Below are 26,270 nucleotides of genomic sequence, written 5' to 3' on the forward strand. Positions count from 1 at the left end.
ATGACGCCTCTTGCCGAGCACCTCGCCCGTCTGATCCGCACGACGGGCCCGCTGCCGCTTTCCCATTACATGGCGCTGGCGCTCGGCCATCCCGAGCACGGCTACTACATGACGCGCGACCCGCTGGGCGCGCGGGGCGATTTCATCACCGCGCCGGAAGTGAGCCAGATGTTCGGCGAACTTCTCGGCCTCTGGATCGCCGACACATGGTTCGCGCAGGGCCGCCCCTCTCCCTTCATCCTTTGCGAGCTCGGGCCGGGGCGCGGTACGCTGATGGCGGATGCGCTGCGCGCGCTTCGCTCCGTCCCCGGCATTCTCGATGCCGCGCGCCTTCATCTCGTCGAGACGAGCCCTGCGCTCAGGGCCGAGCAGGCCGCGCGCCTGCCCCATGCGACATGGCATGAGCGTTTCGAGGGCGTGCCGCCGGGGCCCCTCTTCCTCATCGCCAACGAATTCTTCGACGCGCTTCCGATCTCGCAATTCATCCGCACCGAGCAGGGCTGGTGCGAACGCCATGTCGCCTTGCGCGAAGGAGACGGCGACGCCCCCGCCTTCATGCCCGTGCTTGCGCCCGTGCCGCTCGCATCCGATGCCGTGCTGCCGCCCGCCATGCGCGCTGCGCCGGCGGGAAGCATCGCCGAAATCTCGTCCGCCTCCACCGCCATCGCCGAGGCGATCGCCGCCCGCATCGCGGCGCCTGGCGGCGCGGCCCTCGTCATCGACTACGGCCATGCGCGGAGCGCGCCGGGCGACACGCTGCAGGCGCTCCGCGCACACCGTTTCGCCGATCCCTTCGAGGCGCCTGGCGAAGCCGACATCACCGCTCATGTCGATTTCGAGGAACTTGCCCATGCAGCAAGGCGCGGCGGCGCCGCCGCGCATGGCCCTGTCGAGCAGGGCGCCTTCCTGAAGGCGCTCGGCATCGAGGCGCGGGCGGCCGCGCTGAAATCCCGCGCGACGCCGAAACAGGCCCATGACATCGACAGCGCGCTTCGCCGGTTGACCGCGAGCGAAGAGATGGGCAGCCTCTTCAAGGTGCTTGCGCTCACACCGACTGACGCTCCCTCGCCCGCCGGTTTTCCCGAACCCCGGGAGCCTCATTGAGGAACGACACATGCTCACCGCAAAGCCCCTCGACGTTCTGCCTCATGTGAGACACGGCTTCTTCACGCGCGAGGGCGGCATCTCGACCGGCATCTATGCGACGCTGAATTGCGGCTACGGATCGAATGACGATCCGGGCGCCGTCCGGGAAAATCGCGCCCGCGTGGCGCGCGCCCTCGGCAGCGAGCCTGAAAGCCTCCTCACCGTCTATCAGGTGCATAGCGCGAGCGTGATCCGCGTCACCTCGCTCTGGGAGCACGGAAGCGCGCCGCAGGCCGATGCGATGGTGACGGACGAACCTTCGATCGCGCTCGGCATTCTCACCGCCGATTGTGCCCCCATCCTCTTTGCCGATGAAACGGCGCGCGTCATCGGCGCGGCCCATGCGGGCTGGAAGGGCGCCCTCACCGGCGTCATCGAGGCCACGGTCGAGGCCATGTCGGGGCTTGGCGCGCGCCGCTCGCGGATCGTCGCCGCCATCGGCCCCTGCATCTCGCGCGACGCCTATGAGGTCGGGCCCGAATTCCGCGAGCGCTTCATCGAGGCCGCCCGCGCCAATGAGCGCTGGTTCATCCCCTCCTCGCGCGAAGGCCATTTCATGTTCGACCTTCCCGCCTTCGTCGCGGCGCGGCTCGAAGAGGCCGGCGTCGGCGCGGTTGCGACGCTCGGCCTTTGCACTTACGCGGACGAAAAGCGCTTCTTCTCCTATCGCCGCACCACGCACCGCGGCGAGAGCGACTACGGCCGGCAGATTTCAGCCATCGCGCTCCGGCCCGACGCCTGAGACGAACCGCCCCCGGAACATGCGGCGCGTGATACCCTTGTGTCATGCGAATCGCTCACTTCTCTCCGGGGCGGCGCTCATGCCCATGACGAAACCGAGATCGGCAAGAACGCGAAGGCCCGGCGGCCTCGCCGCGGCCATTGCCGTTCTCGTGCTTGCGGGCTGCGCGGAGGCGACCGCGACCGCGCCCGCATCGCAGGCGAACGACGCCCTCCAGACAAGCGAGGCCCCACGGGCGAGCAAAGCGGCGAGCGAGACGGGCGCGAAGGTGCGAATCGCCGCGCTGGGCGAAGCGGGTGCCGACAGGGCCCTGCTCCTTGGCGAGCTTCTGCGCCGCCGATCCGGCGCATGGCCCGCGGCCGAGATCGCGGGCGTGCTCGATGCGGCCGCCCTTCCCCACGGCCTTTATGCGGTTGCCGTGCTCGACCTCAGGGATGCGCATGGCGCGCGCCTCCACCGGATCGTCGAAGACGGAAGATTTGAACGCGACGGCGCGAGCATGCTCACCGACGATGACATAGAGCGTCTTGCCGCGAGACTGGCGACGAGGCTCGCCCTCTGGCGGTCGCCCGCCTCGATCGACTTTGCCGCCGACGAGGCGCTGGCGCGGCCGATCTTCGCGGACGCCGCCGCCACGGACCATCGCGGCGCGGACGCGCTCAGCACCGGCAGCATTGCGCGGCAGGAGGGGCCGGGCCCGAAGCTCAGTTTCGACATTGCCGTCGACCCCGCCCCCGGCGACGGGGCGGAGGCGCTGACGAAAGCGCTGGCCGGCGCCCTTGCCCGCCGCGCCCCGGAAGCGGACCGGGGCTGCGGCTGCTACCGGCTGCACGGCAAGGTTGCCATCGCCACGGCTGAGGCGGGCCGGACGGCGGTTCGCATCGACTGGCTCGTCGCATCCGGGGACGGCAGGCCGATCGGCGAAATCACCCAGTCGAAGCTGCTTTCGCCGGAAAGCATCGCCGCACGCTGGGGCAGAATCGCGGATGAAGCCGCCGAAACAGCGGCGGAGGGGGTTCTTGCCGTCGTCCTTCCACCGGGCGGCCGGGAGGGCGGCAGAAGCTGAGCGAAATCGCGGCCGGAACACCGGACATATCGCCCGCCCCCGTCCGGGCGCCTGTTTACAGGCACGAAACGCCTTGTTACAACCCGCTCGCGCCGTCGCGCGGGCGTCACAATCCGTGCGGTACCAGAGGGATTTGAGACTATGAAACTCGTCGCAGGCAACTCCAATCGCGCCCTCGCCGAGGCCATAGCCGCCTATCTCAACCTTCCCCTCACGAAATCCGTCGTCCGGCGCTTTGCCGACATGGAGGTCTTTGTCGAGGTTCAGGAAAATGTCCGCGGCCAGGACGTTTTCGTGATCCAGTCGACCTCCTATCCAGCGAACGACCACCTGATGGAACTGCTCATCATCGTCGATGCGCTGAAGCGCGCCTCCGCGCGCCGCATCACGGCGGTGCTGCCCTATTTCGGCTATGCGCGGCAGGACCGCAAACCCGGACCCCGCTCGCCCATCTCGGCAAAGCTCGTCGCAAATCTTCTCACCACGGCGGGCGTCAACCGCGTTCTGACGCTCGATCTCCATGCCGGGCAGATTCAGGGCTTTTTCGACATCCCGACCGACAATCTCTTTGCCGCGCCCGTCCTCACGCGCGACATCCAGCAGCAATACAATGGCGAAGACCTGATGGTCGTCTCGCCGGATGTCGGCGGCGTCGTCCGCGCCCGCGCCATCGCCAAGCGCATCAATGCCGATCTCGCCATCGTCGACAAGCGCCGCGAGCGCGCCGGCGAATCTGAAGTCATGAACATCATCGGCGATGTGAAGGGCCGCTCCTGCATTCTGGTCGATGACATCGTCGATTCGGCGGGCACGCTCTGCAATGCCGCCGAGGCGCTGCTGAACAAGGGCGCGACCAGCGTCTCCGCATATGTGACCCATGGCGTTCTCTCCGGCGGCGCGGTCGCCCGCGTCTCCGCCTCGCGGCTCAAGGAACTGGTCATCACGGATTCGATCCAGGCGACGGAGGCGATCCGCGTCGCCCACAACATCCGCACCGTGACCATCGCCCCACTCATCGGCGAAGCCATGCGCCGCACGGCCGAGGAACGCTCGGTCTCGAGCCTTTTCGACTGATCCGGCAGGGCCTTCGGGCCCGTATTTCTGCCCCTCGCCCGACCTCGCGCCGGGTTGAGTTTTGCCCTTTCCGGCGCTATAAACCGCCCCGTCGGCGTCCACACCCCTGGAGGAAACGCCGCATCCGGGCCCTACGGGATCGTCCCAAGGGCCGTTTTTATTGGAGAATCAATGCCATGGCCGAGAAACTGACTCTCAAGGCCGAGGCGCGTCCGAAGGGCAGCAAGGGGGCTGTCCGTTCGCTCCGTCTCGCAGGCCGCGTCCCCGCCGTGATCTACGGCGACAAGAAAGCCCCCGAGCTGATTTCCGTGAACTACAAGGATCTCAATGCCCTCTATCAGACGGGCACCCTGACGAGCCAGCTCATCGAAATCGACGTCGAAGGCCGCAAGGAGCGCGTCATTCCGCGCGACGTGCAGCGCGAGCCTGTCCGCGACTTCCTCATCCATGTCGACTTCCTGCGTCTCGCCAAGAACGCGATCATCACCGTCGACGTGCCGGTGCAGTTCATCAACCACGAAGCCTCGCCGGGCCTCAAGGCCGGCGGCGTGCTCAACGTCGTCCGCCATGAGATCGAACTCGCCTGCCCGGCAGAAGCCATTCCGGAACTCATCACGGTGGACCTCACCGGCTACGAGATGGGCTCGTCGATCCATATCTCGTCCGTGAAGCTCCCCGAAGGCGTGAAGCCGACCATCAGCGACCGCGACTTCACGGTCGCGACGATCGCGGCCCCGGCCGCGGTGCTGTCGGCAGAGCAGGCCGCTCCCGCCGAAGCCGCTGCCGCTGCCGCTGCTCCTGCCGCAGGCGCAAAGGCGCCCGCCGCTGGCGGCAAGAAGTAATCCGGTCAGGCCGGGACAAGCTCGATGCTGATCATCGTCGGCCTCGGCAATCCCGGCTCGAAATATGCCTTCAACCGGCACAATATCGGCTTCATGGCGGTGGATGCGATCATCCACCGCCATTCCTTTTCGCCCGAGCGCCAGCGCTTTCAGGGCCTCGTATCCGAGGGCGTGCTGAGCGGCGAGAAGGTCATCGTGCTGAAGCCGATGACCTATATGAACGAATCCGGCCGCTCCGTCGGCGAGGCCATGCGCTTCTACAAGCTGACGCCGCAGGACGTCGTCGTCTTCCATGACGAACTCGACCTGCCGCCCGGCAAGGTCAGGATCAAGACCGGCGGCGGACATGGCGGACACAATGGCATCCGCTCGATCACGGCTCATATTGGCGAGAATTTCCGCCGTGTGCGCCTCGGCATCGGCCATCCGGGATCGAAGGAGCGCGTGCTCGGCGCCGTGCTCGGCGATTTCAGCAAGGCGGAGATGAAGTGGGTCGAACCGCTGATCGACACGATCGCGAGCGAGGCGCCGCTTCTTGCGGAAGGCCGCTTCAACAGCTTCGCCAATCGCGTGCATCTGGCTCTCAATCCCGAGCCGCCCAAAGAGAAGAAACAGCCGTCGCGGGAGAACAGGCCTGCGGACGGTCGAGAAAACGGAGATAGCTAGTCATGGGTTTCAAGTGCGGCATCGTCGGATTGCCGAATGTCGGCAAGTCGACCCTCTTCAACGCGCTGACCCAGACGGCGGCGGCGCAGGCCGCGAACTATCCCTTCTGCACCATCGAGCCCAATGTGGGCGAGGTGGCGGTGCCCGACCCGCGTCTTGAAAATCTTTCCGCTGCCGCAAAGAGCAAGGAAATCATCCCGACGCGGCTCACCTTCGTCGACATTGCCGGCCTCGTCAAAGGTGCCTCCAAGGGCGAAGGGCTCGGCAACCAGTTCCTCGCCAATATCCGCGAGGTGGACGCCATCGCCTATGTGCTGCGCTGCTTTGAGGACGGCGACATCGTGCATGTCGCAAACCGCATCGATCCGATCGCGGACGCAGAGACGGTCGAGACGGAACTCATGCTCGCCGATCTCGAAAGCCTCGAAAAGCGCGTCGTGCCGCTCGAGAAGAAGGCGAAGGGCGGGGACAAGGAAGCGCGCCAGCAACTCGACCTCATGAACATCGCGCTCGAACTGCTGCGCGAAGGCAAGCCCGCACGCATCGCCACCTCTCAGGGGAAAATCTCCGAGGACGATGAGAAGGCATGGAAGGCGCTGAACCTTCTCACCTCGAAGCCCGTTCTCTATGTCTGCAATGTGGACGAGGGCTCGGCCGCGACTGGAAACAGCTTCTCGAAGTCGGTCGAGGAACGCGCCGCCGCCGAAGGCGCGGAAAGCGTCGTCATCTCCGCCCGCATCGAGGAGGAGATCGCCCAGCTTCCGCCCGAGGAACGCACCGAATATCTGGAAACGCTTGGCCTCGACGAGCCCGGTCTCAACCGCCTCATCCATGCCGGATACAAGCTCCTTCGCCTCATCACCTACTTCACCGTGGGCCCGAAGGAGACACGCGCCTGGACGATCACGCGAGGCACGCGCGCGCCGCAGGCCGCGGGCGTCATCCATACCGACTTCGAGAAGGGCTTCATCCGTGCCGAGACGATCGCCTATGACGACTACATCGCTCTGGGCGGCGAACAGGGCGCGAAGGATGCAGGCAAGATGCGCCTCGAAGGCAAGGATTATGTGGTGCAGGATGGCGACGTCATGCACTTCCGGTTTGCGAATTGAGGCGGCGGGACGTCCGATTTGAACGGTTTTCCGCCTGGTCGTTCCCGGCTCCTGCCCGGCGATGACGGCCTGCGAGGTGAGTAGATGCCCCGATATTACTGGGAAGATTTCAGGGTCGGCGAAACGATCGAATTCGGATCTAAGCATGTGACCCGCGAGGAGATCCTCGAATTCGCCGGCGAGTTCGATCCGCAGCCCTTTCATCTCGACGAGGAAGCGGCGAAGCAGTCGATCCTTGGCGGGCTCTGCGCCAGCGGATGGCATAGCTGCTCCATGCTGATGCGGATGCTGTGCGACAACTTCATTCTCGACAGCGCATCTCTCGGCGCGCCCGGCGTCGATGAAGTGCGCTGGACAAAGCCGGTCTATGTCGACGACGTGCTTTCCGTGCGGCGCACCTGCGTCGAGCGCCGCGTCTCGAAGAGCCGCCCTGAAATGGGGCTGACGCGCTTTTCCTATGAAGTGCTCAATCAGAAGCGCGAGACGGTCATGACCATGGCCGGCTGGGCCATGTATGGCCGCCGCCATCCCGGCGCGGAGGTGGAAGCCTGATGCCCTGGTTCGAGGACGTCGAGATCGGCACACGGACGGAGCTTGGCTCCTACACCTTCTCCGAGGAGGAGATCGTCCGCTTCGCCACGAAATACGATCCGCAGCCCTTTCACATCGACCCGGAAGCGGCGAAGGCGGGGCCCTTTGGCGGCCTCGTCGCCAGCGGCTGGCACACTGCCGCCACATGGATGAAGCTCATGGTGCGCACGCGCCTTGGCGAGCGCGCCGCAGCCGGGGACGAGGCATCGTCCGAGCCGGCGGCCGGCCCCTCCCCCGGCTTTCTCGACCTCAAATGGCCCACGCCCGTGCGGCCGGGGGACACGATCTCCTATTCGACGACGGTCATCGAAAAGATCGAACTGCGCTCGCGGCCGAACTGGGGCATCATCCGAAGCCGAAACGAAGGCGTGAACCAGAATGGCGAACTCGTTCTGAGCTTTATCGGGCAGGGTCTGGTCCAGCGCAGGACATAAGACAGGGAGGAGATGCGATGTCGCGGAAAGGAAAGTCGATCACGCTGAAAAGCGGAGATGGCGCCGATATTCTCTGCTACCACGTCAAGGCCGAGGGAAAGCGCAAGGGCGGCCTCGTCCTCATCATGGAGATCTTCGGCGTCACGGCGCATATCAAGGACCTTTGCGACGGCTATGCGGCAAGGGGCTATGACGTGCTCTCGCCCCAGCTCTACGACCGGCAGGTGAAGGACTTCCAGGCGACCTACGCACAGGAAGACATCCAGAAGTCGATCGACTACCGGGCGAAGAACCCGATCGAGAACACCGTCATGGACGTTCAGATGTGCGTGGACAAGCTCCGCGCCGATGGCTGCGAGAAGGTCTACATCACCGGCTATTGCTATGGCGGCACGGTCACATGGGTCGCCGCCTGCCGCGTGGAGGGCCTCGATGCCGCCGCCTGCTACTATGGCGGCGCGATCAAGGACTTCCTCGACGAAACGCCAAAATGCCCGACCATCAATCATTTCGGCGAGAAGGATCATTCGATCCCCATGGATGTGGTCGAGCGGATCAAGAAGGCGCACCCCGAAGTGCCCTCCTATGTCTATGACGCCGACCACGGCTTCAACTCCGATCGCCGCAACAACTACGACAAGGCGGCGGCCGAACTCGCGCTGAAGCGGACGCTCGAGCTTTTCGAGAGCGTGTGACGCGAGGCCGGGCCTCCGCCCGCCCGACCGGTCGAATTGCTGGTGCCGTTCCGGAAAACCGGGATGGCACCTTCGCTTTCGATGACGCAATTCCATTGCGCCATCGTGAATTCGGGTCATATTGATCGGTGCCACAAGCGAGTGCCGCCGATGAAAAAACCCGCCGATCCGCTGCTTCTGGAAAACCAGCTCTGCTTCGCGCTCTACTCGGCGTCATTGCAGATGACGAAGCTCTACAAACCCCTCCTCGCAAAGATCGGCCTCACCTACCCCCAATATCTCGCCATGATGGCGCTCTGGGAGGAGGATGGGGTCACGGTCGGCGCGCTTGGCGAACGGCTCTTCCTCGATTCAGGCACGCTGACCCCGCTGCTGAAGCGCCTCGAAGCCGCCGGGCTCATCCGGCGCGCGCGCAACGAAGCGGACGAGCGCCAGGTCCTGATCGGTCTGACGCCGGAAGGCCGGGCGCTGAAAAGGAAGGCGGCCGACATCCCCGGCAAGGCCATCTGCGCTACGGGCCTCTCCCTCGACGAACTGGCCGACACCAAGAGAAAGCTCGAGAAATTGCGGGCGCATCTCGCGGCCTGATCTGCGCAATCCCGTTGCTCGAAAAATTCCGTATTTTATATTGTGTACAATCTAATTGCTCGCTATGTATTAGGCGGAACCAACGAGACAAGGGAGATTACCCATGAAGATCCTTTATGAAGCCGTCGCGACCTCCTCAGGCGGGCGGACCGGACAGGCGAAGTCATCCGATGGACGGCTCGCCGTCACCCTCGACACCGTCAAGGAACTCGGCGGCACGGGCGGCGCCGGCACTAATCCCGAACAGCTTTTCGCCGCGGGCTATTCGGCCTGCTACCACAGCGCTCTCAAGCTGATCGCCGGCCAGAGGAAAGTGAAGGTTCCCGCCGATTCAGCCGTCACCGCCCATGTCGGCATCGGCCCCAACGAAAAGGGCGCGGGCTTCGCCCTCGCGGTTACGCTCGAAGTTTCGCTGCCGGGTCTCGAGCGTGCGGCGGCGCAAGCCCTTGTTGACGAAGCCCATCAGGTCTGCCCCTATTCCAACGCGACACGTGGCAATGTCGACGTGAAGCTCGTGCTTCTCTGACATGTCCATCGAGCGGGAGGTCACATGAGCGACAGAACTGCCTTCGATTTCGAGTTCAGAAGCATCAAGGGAAAGCCCCTGCCCTTGAGCGGGTTCCGCGGCCACCCGATCCTCGTCGTGAACACGGCATCCAAATGCGGATTCACGCCGCAATATAAGGGCCTCGAGGCCGTCTGGCAGAAGCACAAGGCGGACGGGCTCGTCGTTCTCGGCGTGCCGTCCAACGACTTCGCCAATCAGGAGCCGGGCGATGCCGAGGAAATCGCGACCTTCTGCGAGATGAATTTCGGCGTCGACTTTCCGCTCACGGAGAAAGTGTGTGTGAAGGGGCAGGACGCGCATCCCTTCTTCCAGTGGATCGGCGAGCAGGGCGGCTTTCTCTCGAAGCCGCGCTGGAATTTCTACAAATATCTCATCGGCCGCGACGGCAAGCTCCGGACATGGTTCGCGAGCACGACGACGCCGGACTCGGCAAAATTCCAGTCCGCCGTGAAGAAGCTGCTGGCGGAGTGATCGCGGCCGCGATCAGGAAAGCGGCTTTCCGTAGGTTCTGAACTTCTCGACGACGCGGGCCATCTCGTCGGCGTCGAGAAGATCGGGCTCGCCGATCTGCAGCGCTCTCCAATATTGACCGGCGAGCGTCTCGACCTCATGGGCAAGGTGAAGCGCGTCCTCCACCGTCGCACCGATAGCGATCTGCCCGTGATGGGCGAGAAGGCAGGCGCGCCTGCCGTCGAGCGCGGCCACCGCATGGGCGGCCAGCGCCTCCGAACCGAAAGTTGCATAGGGCGCGCAGCGAATGTCGCTCCCGCCCGCGACCGCCACCATGTAGTGAAAGGCAGGGATCGCCCGCTTCATGACGGCGAGCGTCACCGCATGGTCGGAATGGGCATGGACGATGGCGCCGACATCCTCCCGCGCGCGATAGATCGCAAGATGCATCGGCCATTCGCTCGAGGGCTGCAGCCTGCCGGAAGCGACGGTTCCATCGAGCCTCAGCGCGACGATGTCTTCCGGCAGAAGATCCTCGTAGGCAGCACCCGAAGGCGTGATGAGAACGACATCGCCGCAGCGCGCCGAAACATTGCCCGATCTCTGCGGCGAAAGCCCCGTGCGCGCCAGATCGAACCCGGCATCGATCACGCATTGGCGCAGCCAGGCCTCGTCAGCCATCGCGCCGCTCCGGATAGAGCGAGAGCAGTCCCTCGCGGCTCGCCGCCGCCACACCGCGCTCTGTGATGAGCCCGGTGACGAAACGCGCAGGCGTCACGTCGAAGCCGTAATTCGCGGCGAGGCTTCCCGGCGCGGAGATCTCGACCGTCACGATCTCGCCCTTCTCTGTCCGCCCCGTCATATGCGTGACCTCGCGGGCGCTGCGCTGCTCGATCGGAATTTCGCGCACGCCATCGCTGAGCGTCCAGTCGATCGTGGTGTGAGGCAGCGCGACATAGAAGGGAACGTCATTGTCCTGCGCGGCGAGCGCCTTGAGATAGGTGCCGATCTTGTTCGCGACATCGCCCGTCGCCGTCGTCCGATCCGTGCCGACGATGCAGAGATCGACAAGCCCGTGCTGCATCAGATGCCCGCCCGTATTGTCCGGAATGATCGTGTGCGGAACGCCATGACCGCCAAGCTCGAAGGCCGTCAGCGAGGCGCCCTGATTGCGCGGCCTCGTCTCGTCGACCCAGACATGAACGGGGATGCCTGCGTCATGCGCCATATAGATCGGCGCGAGCGCCGTGCCCCAATCGACGCAGGCAAGCCAGCCCGCATTGCAATGCGTGAGCACATTGACCGTCCGGCCGGGTTTTGATTCCGCGACGCCGCGAATGATCTTCAGGCCAGTGATGCCGATCTGGCGGCAGATCTCGACATCGTCATCGCAGATTTTCGCCGCCGCCGCATAGGCAGCCTCGACGCGGCCCCGGCCGACATGCGGCATCACCGCCTTCACCATCTCATCGAGCGCCCATTTGAGATTGACGGCGGTCGGCCGCGTCGCCGCGAGCATCGCGCTGGCTTCGTGGAGTGCGGCGTCGGAAGCATCGTCGCGCAGCGCGAGGCAGAGGCCATAGGCGGCCGTCGCGCCGATGAGCGGCGCGCCGCGCACGATCATGTCCTTGATCGCGCGCGCGGCATCGTCCGCCGAGACAAGGCGAACGAAGGCGAATTCATGCGGCAGTTTCGTCTGGTCGATCACCTCGATGGACCAGCCGTCATCCGCAACCCGGATCGTGCGATAGTGAACGCCGCTGATTTTCATGGGCCCAACTCCTGGCGATTGTCAGTCCGTGCCCTGGGCGGGACGATCTTCTATTTCGATCTCCGCGATGCGATGACCTTCCATCTTCGTTACCGTGAAGGCAAGCCCGTCGCGTTCGAGCCGGTCGCCAAGCTCCGGCAGGCGCCCGAGATACCACATCACATAGCCCGCAATGGTCGAATAATGATCGCCCTGCATGGCGAGATCGCGCCCGATGGCCACTGCGAGATGGCGAATGTCGGCCCAGCCCTCCACGCGCCAATGCCCCTCGCCAAGCTCGGTGAGCCAGTGGACGCCGCTCTCCTCGTCGGGGAATTCGCCGGCGATCGCCTCCAGCATGTCGGTCGAGGTCACGAGCCCCTCGATGGTGCCATATTCGTCGGTGACGAAAGCGAGCTGGACGCGCGTGCGCCGGAACATGTCGAGGAGCTTCAGCACGCCGAGCCCCTCATGCACCACGAGCGGCTCCCTGATGCTGCGCGCCTCATCGACGCGGCCCTGCGTCAGCAGGTCCTCCATCAGATCCTTCGCCCTCGCATAGCCGACGAGATCGTCAACCGTGGTGCGGCAGACCGGATAGAGCCCATGCGACGAGTTGCGCAATGTGGCGAGCGTTTTCTCGGCATCGTCGGCAAGCGAGATCCAGATGATTTCGGGCCGCGGCGTCATGATGGAACTCACCTGCCGTTCGCCGAGCATGAGAACGCCGCTGACCATTGTGCGTTCCTCGGCGCCGAAGCCGCCGCCCTCGACCTCCGCCGCCGGGCCCGCAAGGCCCGCCTCGCCCTCCTCGATCTCGCCACCGAGCAGGCGGAAAACGGCTTCGGCCGTGCGCTGGCGGAATGGCCGCGCGGCGGCGAGCTTCGCCCTGTTCCGGTTGGCCCATTGGTTGAACGCCTCGATGAGGATGGAAAAGCCGATGGCCGCGTAGAGATAGCCCTTGGGAATGTGGAAGCCGAAACCTTCCGCGATCAGGCTGAAGCCGATCATCATCAGAAAGCCGAGGCAGAGCACGACGACGGTCGGATGCGCGTTGACGAAGGTGGTCAGTGGTTTGGAGGCGAGCATCATCACCAGAATGGCGATGATGACGGCGATCATCATGACCGCCAGATTGTCGACCATGCCGACGGCGGTGACGACGCTGTCGATCGAGAAGACAGCATCGAGAATGATGATCTGGGTGACGATGATCCAGAAGCCCGCATGAACCTTGGGCGCGTTCCGGTCCGTCTGCGGCGGCTCCAGCCGCTCATGCAGTTCCCTCGTCGCCTTGGTGAGCAGGAACATGCCGCCCGCGAGCATGATGAGGTCGCGGCCCGAGGCGCTTACTCCGTACACGGTGACGAGCGGGGCTGTCAGCGTCACGAGCCATGAGATGCTGGCAAGGAGCCCGAGGCGCATGATGAGCGCGAGACTGAGCCCGGTCAGCCGCGCCCGGTCGCGCTGATGCGGCGGCAGCTTGTCCGCAAGGATCGCGATGAAGACGAGATTGTCGATACCGAGGACAATCTCGAGCACGACGAGAGTGGTGAGACCCAGCCAGATCGTCGGATCAGCAATCCATTCCATCGGGAGTGTTCAGTGCCCCTCGAATGAGCAGAGCGACAGCACCTCGATATCGAACGCCTCGAGCCGCTGACGCCCGCCAAGTTCCGGAAGCTCGATGACGAAGCTCGCCGCCATGACATTGCCGCCCGCGCGCGCAATGAGCTTGACGGCTGCTTCCGCCGTGCCGCCGGTCGCGATGAGATCGTCGATCAGCAGCACGCGGTCGCCCTCGCCTACCGCATCCGAATGAATTTCCACCGTATCGGTGCCGTATTCGAGATCGTATTCCTGGCCGATGGTCTTCCAGGGCAGCTTGCCCTTCTTGCGGACGGGCACGAAACCGAGTTCGAGCTGATGGGCGACGGCGCCGCCGAGAATGAAGCCACGCGCCTCGATGCCCGCGACGAGATCGAACTTCGCGCCCTTGTGAAGATCGACCAGCGCGTCAACCGCCTGCCGGAAACCAGCCGCGTCACCCAGCAAGGTCGTGATGTCGCGGAACAGGATTCCGGGCTTCGGGTAGTCGGGGATCGTGCGGATGAAATCTTTGACGTCCATAAGTCTCCAGCCTCAGCTTGCCGGGCGCAGCACGCGGCCGGCGACCGCATCGAGCTTCCTGACGAGTTCGGGGTCGCGCCTGGCGGGCGCGGTAATGAGCGCGGTGTCGAGCACACGGTCGAAGCCCTGCGGCGAAGGCGTGCGCTCCGGCCCGAAGCTCTCCGCGACAGCGCGAACGACGGCCCGCGCATGGCCGGCATTTTCCTCCAGCACGCGCACCACGTCCGAAACCTCGACATGCGCGTGATGCGGATGCCAGCAGTCATAATCCGTCACCATGGCGACGGTCGCGTAACAGATCTCGGCCTCGCGCGCGAGCTTCGCCTCCGGCATGTTGGTCATGCCGATGACGGAACACCCCCAGGAACGGTAGAGGTTCGATTCCGCGAGCGTCGAGAATTGCGGCCCCTCCATGACGAGATATGTGCCGCCGCGTGAATAGCGGATGTCATTGGCCTTGCAGGCTGCCTCGATATGGTCGCCGAGGCGCGGGCAGACGGGCTCGGCCATCGAGACATGCGCGACGAAGCCCTCGCCGAAAAAGCTCTTCTCGCGCGCGAAGGTCCGGTCGATGAACTGATCGACGATGACGAAAGTGCCCGGCGGCAATTCCTCCTTGAGCGAACCGACCGCCGAAACCGAAATGATGTCGGTGACGCCCACGCGCTTGAGCGCGTCGATATTGGCGCGGTAGTTGATGCTCGATGGCGAATGAGGGTGGCCGCGCCCGTGACGGGGCAGAAACACCATCTCGACCGGCCCGTTCGCGGTCGGCAATTCGCCGAAATGAAGCTCGTCCGACGGCTCGCCCCAGGGCGTCGAAACGCGCTCCCACCGCTCGTTCCGCAAGCCCGGAAGCTCATAGACGCCGCTGCCGCCGATCACGCCCAGAACTGTCTTCGCCATCGCCTGTCCTCACTGCCGCTACGTCGGCCAAACCGGCCGGACCATAACAAGAAATTCCGCGATGAACATGAAAAAGGGCCTCCTGAGAGGCCCTTTTCCGCCCGAAATGCCGTGTGGCGTCAGTGCTGATCCTGCCAGACCTTCCGCGTCACGAAATAGAGGAGCCCCGCCAGCGCGAGAAGGTAGAGCGCGACCTGGAACCCGAGGCGGTGGCGCTGTTCGAGCTTGGGCTCGGCCATCCACATCATGAATTCCGCCACGTCCTTCGACTGCTGATCGAGGGTGTTCGGCGTGCCGTCCTCATAGTCGACCTGGCCGTCGCTGAGCGGCGCCGGCATGGCGATGATGCCGCCGCCCGCCGTGAAGGCCGGGTTGTAATGGCCGCCCGCCGGAACGGTGACGTCCGCCGGGGCTTCCGCATAGCTCGTGAGCAGCGTGTAGATGTAGGTCGCCCCGCCCTCGCGCGCCTTGGCCATGAGCGAGAGATCCGGCGGCGCGGCGCCGAGCGCGGCCGCGGCCGCTTCTTCGTTCGGATAGGGCGAGGGGAAGGCGTCGCTGGGCTTGCCGTCGCGCTCGAACATCTCGCCCTGGGCGTCCGGCCCGTCCTGAACCTTGATTTCGGCGGCAAGCGCCTTCACCTCAGCCTCGGAGAACTCCGGTCCGCCCGGCTCGCCGAGATTGCGGAAGTGCAGATACTTGGCCGAGTGGCAGGTCGCGCAGACTTCCTTGTAGACCTTGTAGCCGCGGCGCAGCGCGTCGCGGTCATAGGTGCCGAACGGCCCGTCGAAGGACCAGTTCACCTGCTTCAGATGGGCCTCGCCGCCCTCGGCGCGAACGGGCGCCGACAGCGTGAAGACCGCGCCGAAGGCTACCGCCGCAACCGCGGCGATGCCTGCGAGCTTCACGCCGAAGCGCGAGCGGGAAGAAGTTCCGATCATCTTTGTCATTTGGCTCTCTCCCCTGCTCAGTTCTTCGCGGCGGATTTGCCAAGAACCGATGCGGCGATGCTCTCAGGCAGCTGCTTCGGCTTCTCGATCAGCCCCAGCACGGGGAAGAGAACGAGGAAGTGGAAGAAGTAGTAGAAGGTCAGGATGCGCGCGAGATGCGTCACGGTGAAGGCGATCTCGCCGACCTGCATGACGACCATGTCGGGCGTCTTGGCACCGCACCAGCCAAGCCCCAGACACACCACGAAGTGGATCCAGAAGAACTGCTTGAAGAGCGGGCGGAAGCGCGCCGAGCGCACCTTCGACGTGTCGAGCCAGGGCAGCACGAAAAGGATGCCGATGGCGCCGAACATGAGCAGCACGCCGCCGAGCTTGTCGGGCACCGCGCGAAGGATCGCGTAGAAGGGCAGCAGGTACCACTCCGGCACGATGTGGGGCGGCGTCTTCAGCGGATTGGCCACCTCGTAGTTCGCGACGTCGCCGAGCGAGTTCGGATTGAAGAACACGAAGAAGGCGAACATCAGCAGGAAGATCGACATGCCGAACAGGTCCTTCGCCGTCGCATAGGGCGTGAAGGGAACCGTGTCCTGATCCTTGTTCTTGACCTCGATGCCTGCCGGATTGTTCTGCCCGGTCACATGCAGCGCCCAGATATGCAGGATGACAACGCCGGCGATGAGGAACGGGAAGAGATAGTGCAGCGAGAAGAAGCGGTTGAGCGTCGGATCGCCGATCGAGAAACCGCCCCAGAGCCAGGTCGAGATCGACTGGCCGACAAACGGGATCGCGCTGAAGAGGTTGGTGATCACGGTCGCGCCCCAGAAGCTCATCTGGCCCCAGGGAAGCACGTAACCGAAGAAGGCCGTCGCCATCATCAGCAGATAGATGAGCACGCCGAGAATCCACAGCACCTCGCGCGGCGCCTTGTAGGAGCCGTAATAGAGGCCGCGGAACATGTGGACATAGACGGCGATGAAGAACATCGACGCGCCGTTCGCATGGATGTAGCGAAGCAGCCAGCCATAGTTCACGTCGCGCATGATGTGCTCGACGCTGGCGAAGGCCAGTTCCGTCTGCGGGACATAGTGCATGGCGAGCACGATGCCGGTGACGATCTGGACGGCAAGGCACATGGTGAGGATGCCGCCGAACGTCCACCAGTAGTTGAGATTCTTCGGCACGGGGTAGCTCACCGCCGTGTCATGTGCGAGCCGGACGATCGGCAGGCGCGCATCGAGCCAGCGCGTGAAGCCGTTGCCGGGATTGTAAGTGCTGTGACCGCTCATATTTCGCGTCCCCTCAGCCGATTTTTATCTTGGTGTCGGAAATGAACGAATAGGGCGGAACCGCGAGGTTGAGCGGCGCGGGCCCCTTTCTGATGCGGCCGGAGGTGTCGTAGACCGAGCCGTGGCAGGGGCAGAAGTAGCCGTTGTATTCGCCCTTGTAGGCGAGCGGCACGCAGCCCAGATGGGTGCAGATGCCGATGAGCACGAGCCACTGCCGCTCGAGCTCGCCATTCGGGCCCTTCATCACGCGCTGGTCGTCCGTCTCGGGATCGGGAAGCGAGGCGACATCGACGTCGTCGGCCGCCTTGATCTCCGCCTCGGAGCGGTGACGCACGAAGACCGGCTTGCCGCGCCACTTGATCGTGATTTCCTGACCGACCGGGACGTTGGAAAGATCGACCTCGGTGGAGGCGAGCGCCAGAACCGAGGCGTCCGGGTTCATCTGGTCGATGAGCGGCCAGACGGCGGCGGCTGCTCCGACGGCAGCGAAGGCGCCAGTGGCCACATAAAGGAAGTCGCGCCGTGTGGGCTCGTCCGCGTGGATTTCTGCCACGGTTGAGGTCTCCTTGAATGAAAGGCCAGACGCCGCTCTCCCACCCCTTCCGGCGGCCCTTCGAGGAACTCCCCCAAGGTCGAAGCGACGCGGCACACCCGCATATTAAGAGCGAAAGCCCCCGATTCCGGGACCGAATCCCCGGACTTCGCCCCATATGCGGCGTTTTGTGGCATCCATCGGGGAGCTTGTCCAGCCCCGGCTTCACTGTGGCAGGATGACGCATCGCCGCATAGTTCAATCAATGTCCCCGAGCCGGAAGAGACCCATGCGCCTTGCCCTTTTCGAGCCCGACATTCCCCAGAACACCGGCACGCTGATCCGCCTCGGGGCCTGCCTCGGTGTCCCGGTCGATGTGATCGAACCCTGTGGTTTCCCTTGGGGCGACCGAGGGGTCAGGCGGGCCGGCCTCGACTATATCGGCCTTGCGGAGGTGACGCGGCACGCGAGCTGGGAGGCTTTTCTGGCCGCCCGCCAGTTCGGCGGCGGCTGCTTCGGCGGCGAAAAGGGCGGGCGCCTCGTCCTACTGACGACGAAGAGCGCCGAGCCCTATTGGCGCTTCTCGTTCCGCCCGGGCGACACGCTTCTCCTCGGCCGGGAATCGGTCGGTGCCCCGTCCCATGTCCATGAGCGGGCCGACGCGCGCCTCACCGTGCCCATGCGCCCGGATGCCCGCTCCCTCAATGTCGCGATCGCCGCAGCCATGGTGCTTGGCGAGGGCTTGAGGCAGACAGGAGCGTTTCCGGCCGCTACAAAGGCGGCGTCAATTTCAGGAGGCGGGGCATGACGGATCTCACCGAAAAGCGAAAGGCGCGCGCGGCGGCCTGGTTTCGCGAATTGCGCGACATGATTTGCGCCGAATTCGAGAAGCTGGAGGACGAGCTTGCCGGCACCTATGCGGAGCGCGAGCCCGGCCGCTTCGTCCGCACCCCCTGGACGCGCGGCGACGGCACGAAGGACGAAGGCGGCGGCGAAATGTCGATCATGCATGGCCGCGTCTTCGAGAAGGTCGGCGTTCACATCTCGACCGTGCATGGCGAATTCTCGGAGGATTTCCGCAAGCAGATGCAGGGCGCAGAGGAAGACCCGCGCTTCTGGGCCTCGGGCATCTCGCTCATCGCCCATATGCAGAACCCGCGCGTGCCCGCCGTTCACATGAACACGCGCCATGTCGTGACGACGAAAGCCTGGTTCGGCGGCGGCGGCGATCTGACGCCCGTGCTAGACATCCAGCGCCGCGACGACCACCCCGACACGATCGACTTCCATACCGCCTACAAGCGCGCCTGCGACAAGCATGATGCGAGCTACTACCCGCGCTTCAAGAAATGGTGCGACGAATATTTCTTCCTGCCCCACCGCAACGAAGCGCGCGGCACGGGTGGCATCTTCTATGACCACCACGACACGGGCGACTGGGAGAAGGACTTCGCCTTCACGCAGGATGTCGGGCGCGCCTTTCTCGACATCTATCCGGCTCTCGTCCGCCGCCACATGAACGAGGCGTGGACGCCGGAGGAGCGCGAGGAGCAGCTCATCCGCCGCGGCCGCTATGTCGAGTTCAACCTGCTTTACGACCGCGGCACGGTTTTCGGCCTCAAGACCGGCGGCAATGTGAACTCGATCCTGTCCTCCATGCCGCCCGAGGTGAAGTGGCCGTGAAGGCCTGACGACCGATGGCCAAGGGCGAGACGGCGGCGCAGCGCTTTCTGCGCCTCAACGGCTACAAGGGTACGTTCCGCGAGGTGCCGGTGCCGAAAGACCGCAAGACCTCCGCGCTCGAAATGGCCGAGGCGGGCGGCCTCGACCCGGCGCGCCTTTTCAAGACGCTGATCGTCGAGGCGGATGACGGCAAGCTCGCGGTCGCCATCGTTCCCGCCTCGCGCGATCTCGACCGCAAGGCGCTGGCGCGGGAGATCGGCGCCAAGCGCGTCGATCTCGCGGCGAAAGAGAAAGCCGTGAAGACGACCGGCTATCAGATGGGCGCCTGCAGCCCGCTCGGGCAGAAAAAGAAACTGCCGACCTTTCTCGATGCGAGCGCGGAAGCCTTCGAGACGATCTATGTGAGCGGCGGCGCCTTCGGCCTCGAACTCGAAATCGCGCCCGGCGAATTGCTGAAGGCGACGGAAGGCCGCCTCGCGCCCATCGCCTGATCTGGACGGCCCTCTCTAGACGGCTCTGGAGTGCCGCGCCTCGCCCCTGTCGAGATAGCGGTCGAAGGCGGCGCAGACGGCGCGCACGAGAGGCTTGCCCTCCTCGGTCATGACGAGGCGGCGGCCTTCGCGGCGGACGATGCCGTCGGTCTCGAGCGCGGCGAGCGAGGCAAGCTCGCTCTCGAAGCTCTCCCCGGCCGCGCCATGCGCCGCCAGCACCTCGTCGAGATCGACACCCATGTCGCACATGAGCCGTTCGATGATCGCGCGGCGAAGCTTGTCCTCGCCCGTGATCTCGATGCCGCGCGCAATGGGAAGGCGCCCCTCGCGCACAAGCGCCTTGTAGCGGTCGATGGCGATTTCATTCGCCGCATAGCCCTGCGGCAGCGAGCCAATGGCGGAGGCCCCGAAGCCGATGAGCGCCGGCGCGCTGTCGGTCGTGTAGCCCTGAAAATTACGATGGAGCGCGCCCCTTTTCTGCGCAAGCACGAGTTCGTCGTCCGGCAGCGCGAAATGATCGAGCCCGATCGCGACATAGCCGAGCGCCTGAAGCCGCGCCGATGCCGCTTCATATTGGCGCCAGCGCTCCGCCATGTCGGGCAGCGCGTCCTCGGGAATGAGCCGCTGATGCGTCTTCATCCAGGGCACATGGGCATAGCCGAAAAGCGCGATGCGCGCGGGCGCGAGCGCGGCGCCGCGCTCCACTGTCTCGATGACGCTCGCGACTGTCTGATAAGGAAGCCCGTAGCAGAGATCCATGTTGACGGCGCCGATGCCATGCGCCCGCAGCCACAGGATGACGCGCTCCGTCACCTCGAAAGGCTGGATGCGATTGATCGCCGCCTGAACCTTCGGATTGAAGTCCTGCACGCCAATGGAAGCGCGGGTGACGCCCGCCTTGGCCATCGCCGCCACATAGGCTTCATCCGCCGTTCGTGGATCGAGTTCGACCGCGACCTCCGCGCCGGGCAGGAGATCGAAGCGCGCCCGCATCGCATCGACCATGCGCGTGAAATCGTCAGGCGTCAGAACGGTGGGGCTGCCGCCGCCGAAATGGATGTGGCGCACGCCCATGCGCGCCGGGAGCTTCGAGGCGACGAGCGAGATTTCCGCCAGAAGCGCATCGAGATAATCCGCCACCGGCGCATATTTCTTCGTCGCCTTGGTGTGGCAGCCGCAGAACCAGCACATCTCCGCGCAATAGGCGACATGCGCATAGAGCGAGAGCGGCGTGTCGGGCGCGAGAGCGCCGAGCCATTCCTCATAGCGCGCCGCATCGACGCGCGGGCCGAAATGCGGCGCTGTCGGATAGGAGGTGTAGCGGGGAACCCGCAGATCGTATCGCTCTATGAGATCGGCTCGCATGGGGGAACGCTACGTCCCCCGCATGCGCTTGGAAATTGGCCGCTTTGTCGCGGGGGAGGCGAAACGCCGCGCCTTCGCGCGAGGCCCGCGCCTCGCCTCAATAGACGGTCGCCTGCACGATCGCCTTCAGCCGCTCGATGATCGAGAACTCGTCATCGGTGAAATCGGAATCGATCCACCATTCCTCGACCTCGCGCCGGACGCGCCCGATCTCCGGCCCCTCGGGAACGCCGGCCGCCTTGATCATCTGGCCGGTCAGCGGCATTTCGGGCCGCTCCCAGCTATCGGCCATGGCGAGCAGCGCGCGCCACTGGAAATTGTTGTGATCCTTGCGGTCGTTCCCCCAGCCGAGCATGACCCGGTCCTTGAAGAGGTCACGGCCCATCACATAGACCGCGCGGCGCATCTCCCGCATGGAGAGATAGGAGACGATCTTCGTCTTGTCGTTGAGCGCCCTGGAGATGCGGTCACGATCCTTGTTGGAAAGCCGGAGCCGGTCGGCGAGCGCCGCCACACCCGCCTCGTCGAGATCGAGCATGGAGGCGAGCCGCAGCACCGCGTCGCAGGTGAAGAGCTGGTTCGCCTCGATGTCGACGAGCTTTTCGAAGCGGTCGAGGCGCGAGGCCTCGGGCAGCACGACCGAGAGGATGCCGGCGGCGGCCATCTGGCGGAAGGCGGCGGCCGCCTCGTCCGCGGCGGCGATCTTCAGCAACTCGTCGCGCACGCGCTCGCCCGAAAGCAGGCGAAGCCCCTCGCGCAGGGCGGCGCAGGCCTTGAGCCCCTCCGCATCGGGCTCGCCCCTGCCATAATGCGCATGCATACGGAAGAAGCGCAGGATGCGCAGATAATCCTCGCGGATGCGCGCTTCCGCATCGCCGATGAAGCGGACGCGCCGCGCCTTGAGATCATCGCGCCCCGCGCCGAGCGGATCGTGCACCGTGCCGTCGGCATCGGCATAAAGCGCGTTGATGGTGAAATCGCGCCGCTTCGCATCCTCCAGCCAGTCGCCGGTGAAGGCGACCTCGGCGCGGCGACCATCCGTCTTCATGTCGACGCGGAGCGTGGTGATCTCGAAATGACGCGTCGGCGTGACCGCCGTGATCGTGCCATGGGCAAGTCCGGTGGGAACGACCTTGACGCCCTTTGCCGTCAGGAGTTCCTGCGCGCGTTCCGGCGTCTCGCTCGTCGCGATGTCGATGTCGGTGACGGGCTCGCCGAGAAGCGCATTGCGCACGGCGCCGCCGACGAAGCGGGAAACGCCGCCGCCCGAGGCGAGCGCATCCATGACGGCGCGCGTATCGGCATCGTTCAGCCACTCGGCGCGGGCAAGCTCTTTCTCGGCACTCATCGCGTCACTCCCTCGGATTGTTATTGAGCGGCGAAGATCCGGTCATACATGTTCTTCAGCATGCCGGCCGTCGCACCCCATATGTAATGGCCATTATAGGGCATGGCATAGTATTCGCGCTCCCGCCCGCGCCATGTGGCGCGATGCCGCTGATGATTCAGCGGATTCATCAGAAAGGAGAGCGGCACCTCGAAGACTTCCGCCACCTCCGCATCCTGAATTCTGAGCGTGAAGCCCGGCCGCACGAAGCCGACCACGGGCATGATGCGAAAGCCCGTTCCCGTCTCGTAAGTGTCGAGATAGCCCGCGATCTCCACGAAAGCGGATTTGAGCCCCACCTCCTCGTCGGCCTCGCGCAGCGCCGTCTGCGCCGGAAGCTCGCCGGGGTCCATCTTGCCGCCGGGAAAGGCGACCTGGCCCGCGTGATTGCCGAGATTGTCGGAGCGGCGCGTCAGCAGCACCTTCGGCTGATCCGGATATTCGACCACGGGAACGAGCACGGCGGCCGGCCGCAGGACCGGGCGCTGATCGCGATCGACCCAGTCGAGCGGCGCGAGGTCGCCATCCCCCCGTGGCGCGGTCGGCCCAAGCATGACCTCGAGCGTCGGCGGCGCGGGGTCCACATGGGCGAGTATCCTCGAGCGGTAGTCATTCATGGTTGCCGCGGCCTAGACCGCCATCTCCTCGGCCGGCCTGAAGGGGAAGAACACGCCCCCCGACCAGACGCCGAACCATCGCCGGCCTTCATGTTCCTCTTCGACGCCGAGTTCCACGAGATCGTAGAAGACGGCGCGATTGATGAGCGCCTCGAGCCGCGCGCGCACATGGACGTAAGGCGCGGGCTCCCCCGTCGCGGCATTGACGACGAAGCGGATCGGATGCTCCTTCCCCGCGACCGTCAGATCGCCGACATTGGTCGTGAAGCTCAGAACCTGCTCGCGGCCGCTTCCCTCGACGGACATGGCGACCCCCACGAAGGGCGCGTCGTCGACCCTGATCCCCACTTTCTCGACGGGCGTGACGAGGTAGTACTTCCCGTCCTCGTCATGCCGGAGAATGGTCGAGAAGAGGCGGACGAGCCGTTCGCGGCCGATCGGCGTGCCCATATAGAACCAGGTGCCGTCGCGAGCGATTCGCATGTCGAGGTCGCCGCAGAAATCCGGATTCCACAGGTGGACCGGCGGCAGGCCGCGCGCCTTCATGCCCTCCGCTTCCGCGGCGGAAAGGAGCCCCGCCGGGTTGTGGGCCTGTGTCTCTTCTGCCTTCTTTTCGGTGGACGACGCCATACTCTCCGCTTCCCTGATGCCAAACCACGCGGCCGGCCATAATATCGTCAAGAAGCCCATTGCGAATGGTGGCCGGCGGCCAGTGGCGGCCTGCCACGCCTTTCGCTTCTGAAAGGCCATAGCATTCTTTATACTTAGGTCAATGCAGACACTCAGTGAAGCGGACGGTAACGCCGTTCAGGAAATCGAGGCCACCGGCGCAAAGATCGCGGCGGCGCGTGCGGCCATTGGCGAAGTCATTTACGGCCAGGAGCAGGTGATCGACCAGACGCTCGTCACCGTGCTGGCGGGCGGCCACGCGCTCCTTGTGGGCGTGCCGGGCCTGGCGAAGACGCTGCTCGTCCACACCATGGGGGCGGTGCTCGGGCTCGACGACAAGCGCGTGCAGTTCACCCCCGACCTCATGCCCGCCGATATTCTGGGCTCGGAAGTGCTGGAGGAATCTGAACGCGGCCACAGAAGCTTCCGCTTCATCAAGGGCCCGGTCTTCTGCCAGTTGCTGATGGCCGACGAAATCAACCGCGCCAGCCCCCGCACGCAGTCGGCGCTGCTGCAGGCCATGCAGGAAAAGCAGGTGACGGTGGCGGGCGTGCGCTACGAGCTGCCCTCGCCCTTCCATGTGCTCGCGACGCAGAACCCGCTGGAACAGGAGGGAACCTATCCGCTCCCCGAAGCGCAGCTCGACCGCTTCCTCATGCAGATCGACGTCAACTATCCCGACCTCGAGGCCGAAAGGCGCATGCTGCTGACGACGACGGGCCTCGAGGAAACGACGGTGCGCCCGGCGATGACGGCGGAGGACCTGCGCGCCGCGCAGCGCCTCGTGCGCCGTGTGCCGGTGGGCGAGAAGGTCGTGAACGCGATCCTCGAGCTTGTGCGCGCCGCCCGCCCCGAAGAGGGCGCCTCCGCCGAGGTCGAGCGTCATGTCGCCTGGGGCCCAGGCCCGCGCGCCAGCCAGGCGCTGATGCTCGCCGTGCGCGCCCGCGCGCTCATCGACGGGCGCTTCTCGCCCTCGATCGAGGATGTGAAGGTGCTGGCGGCGCCGGTGCTGCGCCACCGCATGGCGCTCAATTTCTCGGCGCGTGCGGAGGGCGTCACCGTCAGCGGCGTCATCGAGCGTCTCTGCCGCAACATTTAGGGCCAGCGCCATGCGGCTTCCCTTCTCACTGGCGGCCACACCGGCAGCGACGGGCCTTCGCGAGCAGGCCGAAGCGCTGGCCGAAGCGCTGCCGCCGCTGGCGGCGGAGGCCGAGCGCATCGCCAGCACCGTCGCGCAGGGCGTGCATGGCCGCAGGCGCACGGGAATGGGGGAAAGCTTCTGGCAGTTCCGCCGCTTCCGCGAGGGCGACACGGCCGCGAGCGTCGACTGGCGCCACTCCGCCCGCTCGCGCCATCTTTTCGTGCGCGAGATCGAACTCGAAGCCGCCGAAAGCGTCTGGATATGGCGCGATGGCTCACCCTCCATGGACTATGCCTCGGAGCTTGCGCTGTCGACGAAGAAGGACCGCGCCACCGTGCTCGCGCTCGCACTGACATCGCTCCTCGTCCAGGGCGGCGAGAGCGTGGCGCCGCTCGGCGGCGGCGCGACCGCAACAGCGGGCCGCACCGCCCTGCGCCGCATGGCGCATGCGCTCATCGACACATCGGAACCGGGCAATCAGTCGAGCCTGCCGCCGCCCCAGCGCCTGCCGCGCTATGCGCAGGTCGTTCTCATCAGCGATTTTCTCTCGCCCGCCGACGACATCGTCGCCTGCCTCAAGGGCTATGCGGCGGACGGGATACAGGGCCATCTGATCCAGGTGCTCGATCCGGCGGAGGAGGATTTCCCCTTCACCGGTCGCACGGAATTTGAAGGGATCGAGGAAAATCTCCGCCTGATGCGCGGCCGCGCCGAGCGGCTGCGCGGCGCCTATCACGCGCAGCTCGCCCTTCATCGCAACCGCATCATGGACGCGGCGCAGCGGCTCAACTTCACCTTCGCCACCCACCGCACGGACCGTGCGCCGCATACGGCGCTTCTTGCGCTTTACGGCGCATTGTCCGGCCCGATCGACGCCCGCAGGCCGTCGCGTCCGGGGGCGTGAACGCGATGCTTCATCTCGGCGCGCTCGCCTTCGCCAGCCCCTGGATGCTCCTCGGGCTCGCCGTTCTCCCCGCGATCTGGTGGCTGCTCAGGATCAGCCCTCCGCTTCCCAAGCGCGTGCGCTTTCCCGCGATCCGCTTTCTCATCGGCCTCGCCCCCGAGGAGGAAACACCGGCCCACACGCCGCTCTGGCTGCTGATCCTGCGCTCCGTGCTCGCCGCTCTCATCGTCATCGCGCTTGCCGATCCGCTCTGGAACCCGGCGCCGAAGGTCGCAGGCTCCGGGCCGCTGCTCATCATCGTCGACAATGGCTGGGCCTCCGGCGCGCACTGGCGCGACCGCGCCAACGCCATCGACGCGCTCATGACCGAGGCGCGGCGCGACAACCGCCCCGTCCTCATCGTCGGCACGGCGCCCGCCGCCACGCCCCCCGAACTCACCTTCGGCTCGGCCGACGACGCCTCGGCGCGCGCCCGCGCCCTCCAGCCC

At 65.4% G+C, this 26,270-nt stretch carries 31 protein-coding genes; 19 read left to right on the plus strand and 12 right to left on the minus strand.

Annotated features, from left to right (window positions below):
- The 13 genes from WBG82_RS03770 to WBG82_RS03830 all read left to right on the plus strand — a co-directional run bounded on the left by WBG82_RS03770 (position 1) and on the right by WBG82_RS03830 (position 9,995).
- Entirely contained in the window at positions 1–1,104 is a 1,104-nt protein-coding gene (locus WBG82_RS03770) for a class I SAM-dependent methyltransferase (RefSeq protein WP_424421566.1), read from the plus strand.
- A 10-nt stretch (positions 1,105–1,114) separates the two neighbouring features.
- Positions 1,115–1,888 (plus strand): peptidoglycan editing factor PgeF, encoded by a 774-nt coding sequence (pgeF, locus tag WBG82_RS03775; protein WP_424421568.1) that lies wholly within the window; start codon positions 1,115–1,117, stop codon positions 1,886–1,888.
- 85 nt (positions 1,889–1,973) lie between these two features.
- Positions 1,974–2,954 carry a hypothetical protein gene (locus WBG82_RS03780; protein ID WP_424421571.1) on the plus strand — a complete coding sequence of 327 codons (981 nt, stop codon included), beginning with the start codon at positions 1,974–1,976 and terminating at the stop codon, positions 2,952–2,954.
- A 141-nt stretch (positions 2,955–3,095) separates the two neighbouring features.
- The gene (locus WBG82_RS03785; protein ID WP_424421574.1) at positions 3,096–4,028 is read left to right on the plus strand and encodes a ribose-phosphate pyrophosphokinase; all 933 of its coding nucleotides are present in this window, start codon (positions 3,096–3,098) and stop codon (positions 4,026–4,028) included.
- Between the two features lie 176 nt (positions 4,029–4,204).
- Positions 4,205–4,870, plus strand: a complete 666-nt coding sequence (locus WBG82_RS03790) for a 50S ribosomal protein L25/general stress protein Ctc (protein ID WP_424421577.1) — start codon at positions 4,205–4,207, stop codon at positions 4,868–4,870.
- Between the two features lie 24 nt (positions 4,871–4,894).
- Positions 4,895–5,536: an aminoacyl-tRNA hydrolase gene (gene pth / locus WBG82_RS03795; protein WP_424421580.1), complete on the plus strand. Its 642-nt coding sequence runs from the start codon at positions 4,895–4,897 to the stop codon at positions 5,534–5,536.
- A 2-nt stretch (positions 5,537–5,538) separates the two neighbouring features.
- Positions 5,539–6,648, plus strand: a complete 1,110-nt coding sequence (ychF, locus tag WBG82_RS03800) for a redox-regulated ATPase YchF (RefSeq protein WP_424421582.1) — start codon at positions 5,539–5,541, stop codon at positions 6,646–6,648.
- Positions 6,649–6,732: 84 nt separating this feature from the next.
- Entirely contained in the window at positions 6,733–7,200 is a 468-nt protein-coding gene (locus WBG82_RS03805; RefSeq protein ID WP_424421585.1) for a MaoC family dehydratase, read from the plus strand.
- The gene (locus tag WBG82_RS03810; protein ID WP_424421588.1) at positions 7,200–7,673 is read left to right on the plus strand and encodes a MaoC family dehydratase; all 474 of its coding nucleotides are present in this window, start codon (positions 7,200–7,202) and stop codon (positions 7,671–7,673) included. The genes WBG82_RS03805 and WBG82_RS03810 overlap by 1 nt, the downstream gene beginning before the upstream one ends.
- Before the next feature lie 17 nt (positions 7,674–7,690).
- The gene (locus tag WBG82_RS03815; protein WP_424421590.1) at positions 7,691–8,368 is read left to right on the plus strand and encodes a dienelactone hydrolase family protein; all 678 of its coding nucleotides are present in this window, start codon (positions 7,691–7,693) and stop codon (positions 8,366–8,368) included.
- Between the two features lie 150 nt (positions 8,369–8,518).
- Positions 8,519–8,956 (plus strand): MarR family winged helix-turn-helix transcriptional regulator, encoded by a 438-nt coding sequence (locus WBG82_RS03820; RefSeq protein WP_424421592.1) that lies wholly within the window; start codon positions 8,519–8,521, stop codon positions 8,954–8,956.
- Between the two features lie 103 nt (positions 8,957–9,059).
- Positions 9,060–9,482 carry an organic hydroperoxide resistance protein gene (locus tag WBG82_RS03825; protein WP_424421595.1) on the plus strand — a complete coding sequence of 141 codons (423 nt, stop codon included), beginning with the start codon at positions 9,060–9,062 and terminating at the stop codon, positions 9,480–9,482.
- Positions 9,483–9,506: 24 nt separating this feature from the next.
- Positions 9,507–9,995, plus strand: a complete 489-nt coding sequence (locus WBG82_RS03830) for a glutathione peroxidase (protein WP_424421597.1) — start codon at positions 9,507–9,509, stop codon at positions 9,993–9,995.
- 12 nt (positions 9,996–10,007) lie between these two features.
- Here the strand turns inward: WBG82_RS03830 and WBG82_RS03835 are convergent, their stop codons facing one another.
- From WBG82_RS03835 to petA, 8 genes are all read right to left on the minus strand, one after another.
- A complete protein-coding gene (locus tag WBG82_RS03835; protein WP_424421600.1) occupies positions 10,008–10,655 on the minus strand; it encodes a class II aldolase/adducin family protein in 648 nt (215 codons plus the stop codon).
- Positions 10,648–11,745: an S-methyl-5-thioribose-1-phosphate isomerase gene (mtnA, locus tag WBG82_RS03840; protein WP_424421602.1), complete on the minus strand. Its 1,098-nt coding sequence runs from the start codon at positions 11,743–11,745 to the stop codon at positions 10,648–10,650. The genes WBG82_RS03835 and mtnA overlap by 8 nt, the downstream gene beginning before the upstream one ends.
- A 21-nt stretch (positions 11,746–11,766) precedes the next feature.
- Positions 11,767–13,317: a TerC family protein gene (locus WBG82_RS03845; protein ID WP_424421605.1), complete on the minus strand. Its 1,551-nt coding sequence runs from the start codon at positions 13,315–13,317 to the stop codon at positions 11,767–11,769.
- A 9-nt stretch (positions 13,318–13,326) separates the two neighbouring features.
- On the minus strand, positions 13,327–13,854 hold the full coding sequence (locus WBG82_RS03850; RefSeq protein ID WP_324299322.1) for an adenine phosphoribosyltransferase: 528 nt from the start codon (positions 13,852–13,854) through the stop codon (positions 13,327–13,329).
- Positions 13,855–13,866: 12 nt separating this feature from the next.
- On the minus strand, positions 13,867–14,760 hold the full coding sequence (locus tag WBG82_RS03855) for an S-methyl-5'-thioadenosine phosphorylase (protein WP_424421608.1): 894 nt from the start codon (positions 14,758–14,760) through the stop codon (positions 13,867–13,869).
- 119 nt (positions 14,761–14,879) lie between these two features.
- Complete coding sequence (locus WBG82_RS03860) at positions 14,880–15,707, minus strand: cytochrome c1 (protein WP_424421610.1); 828 nt, start codon at positions 15,705–15,707, stop codon at positions 14,880–14,882.
- A 17-nt stretch (positions 15,708–15,724) separates the two neighbouring features.
- Positions 15,725–16,993, minus strand: coding sequence for a cytochrome b (locus WBG82_RS03865; RefSeq protein ID WP_424421613.1), 1,269 nt, complete (start codon positions 16,991–16,993; stop codon positions 15,725–15,727).
- A gap of 13 nt (positions 16,994–17,006) precedes the next feature.
- Complete coding sequence (gene petA, locus WBG82_RS03870) at positions 17,007–17,546, minus strand: ubiquinol-cytochrome c reductase iron-sulfur subunit (protein WP_424421616.1); 540 nt, start codon at positions 17,544–17,546, stop codon at positions 17,007–17,009.
- Between the two features lie 244 nt (positions 17,547–17,790).
- Here petA and WBG82_RS03875 point away from each other — a divergent pair, with 244 nt between their 5' ends.
- Genes WBG82_RS03875 through WBG82_RS03885 form a run of 3 tightly spaced genes read left to right on the plus strand, consistent with a single transcriptional unit; the run spans position 17,791 to position 19,699 of the window.
- Entirely contained in the window at positions 17,791–18,333 is a 543-nt protein-coding gene (locus WBG82_RS03875; protein ID WP_424421618.1) for a tRNA (cytidine(34)-2'-O)-methyltransferase, read from the plus strand.
- Positions 18,330–19,208 carry an oxygen-dependent coproporphyrinogen oxidase gene (hemF, locus tag WBG82_RS03880; protein WP_424421621.1) on the plus strand — a complete coding sequence of 293 codons (879 nt, stop codon included), beginning with the start codon at positions 18,330–18,332 and terminating at the stop codon, positions 19,206–19,208. The genes WBG82_RS03875 and hemF overlap by 4 nt, the downstream gene beginning before the upstream one ends.
- 14 nt (positions 19,209–19,222) lie before the next feature.
- Entirely contained in the window at positions 19,223–19,699 is a 477-nt protein-coding gene (locus WBG82_RS03885) for an aminoacyl-tRNA deacylase (RefSeq protein ID WP_424421623.1), read from the plus strand.
- 15 nt (positions 19,700–19,714) lie between these two features.
- On the opposite strand, the gene hemN is transcribed toward WBG82_RS03885, so the two are convergent.
- The 4 genes from hemN to WBG82_RS03905 form a co-directional block, all read right to left on the minus strand.
- The gene (gene hemN, locus WBG82_RS03890; RefSeq protein ID WP_424421625.1) at positions 19,715–21,064 is read right to left on the minus strand and encodes an oxygen-independent coproporphyrinogen III oxidase; all 1,350 of its coding nucleotides are present in this window, start codon (positions 21,062–21,064) and stop codon (positions 19,715–19,717) included.
- 97 nt (positions 21,065–21,161) lie between these two features.
- On the minus strand, positions 21,162–22,412 hold the full coding sequence (locus WBG82_RS03895; RefSeq protein WP_424421628.1) for a CCA tRNA nucleotidyltransferase: 1,251 nt from the start codon (positions 22,410–22,412) through the stop codon (positions 21,162–21,164).
- Positions 22,413–22,432: 20 nt separating this feature from the next.
- The gene (locus WBG82_RS03900; protein ID WP_424421631.1) at positions 22,433–23,068 is read right to left on the minus strand and encodes a CoA pyrophosphatase; all 636 of its coding nucleotides are present in this window, start codon (positions 23,066–23,068) and stop codon (positions 22,433–22,435) included.
- Between the two features lie 12 nt (positions 23,069–23,080).
- The gene (locus WBG82_RS03905) at positions 23,081–23,698 is read right to left on the minus strand and encodes a DUF1285 domain-containing protein (protein ID WP_424421634.1); all 618 of its coding nucleotides are present in this window, start codon (positions 23,696–23,698) and stop codon (positions 23,081–23,083) included.
- Between the two features lie 142 nt (positions 23,699–23,840).
- On the opposite strand from WBG82_RS03905, the gene WBG82_RS03910 reads away from it, so the two are divergent.
- From WBG82_RS03910 to WBG82_RS03920, 3 genes are all read left to right on the plus strand, one after another.
- A complete protein-coding gene (locus WBG82_RS03910) occupies positions 23,841–24,836 on the plus strand; it encodes a MoxR family ATPase (RefSeq protein WP_324299346.1) in 996 nt (331 codons plus the stop codon).
- A gap of 10 nt (positions 24,837–24,846) precedes the next feature.
- Entirely contained in the window at positions 24,847–25,782 is a 936-nt protein-coding gene (locus WBG82_RS03915; RefSeq protein WP_424421636.1) for a DUF58 domain-containing protein, read from the plus strand.
- A gap of 5 nt (positions 25,783–25,787) precedes the next feature.
- On the plus strand, positions 25,788–26,270 hold a 483-nt coding region (locus tag WBG82_RS03920), incomplete at its 3' end, for a BatA domain-containing protein (protein ID WP_424421638.1).

It is taken from the genome of Parvibaculum sp. (genome assembly GCF_049671045.1).
Classification (GTDB): domain Bacteria; phylum Pseudomonadota; class Alphaproteobacteria; order Parvibaculales; family Parvibaculaceae; genus Parvibaculum.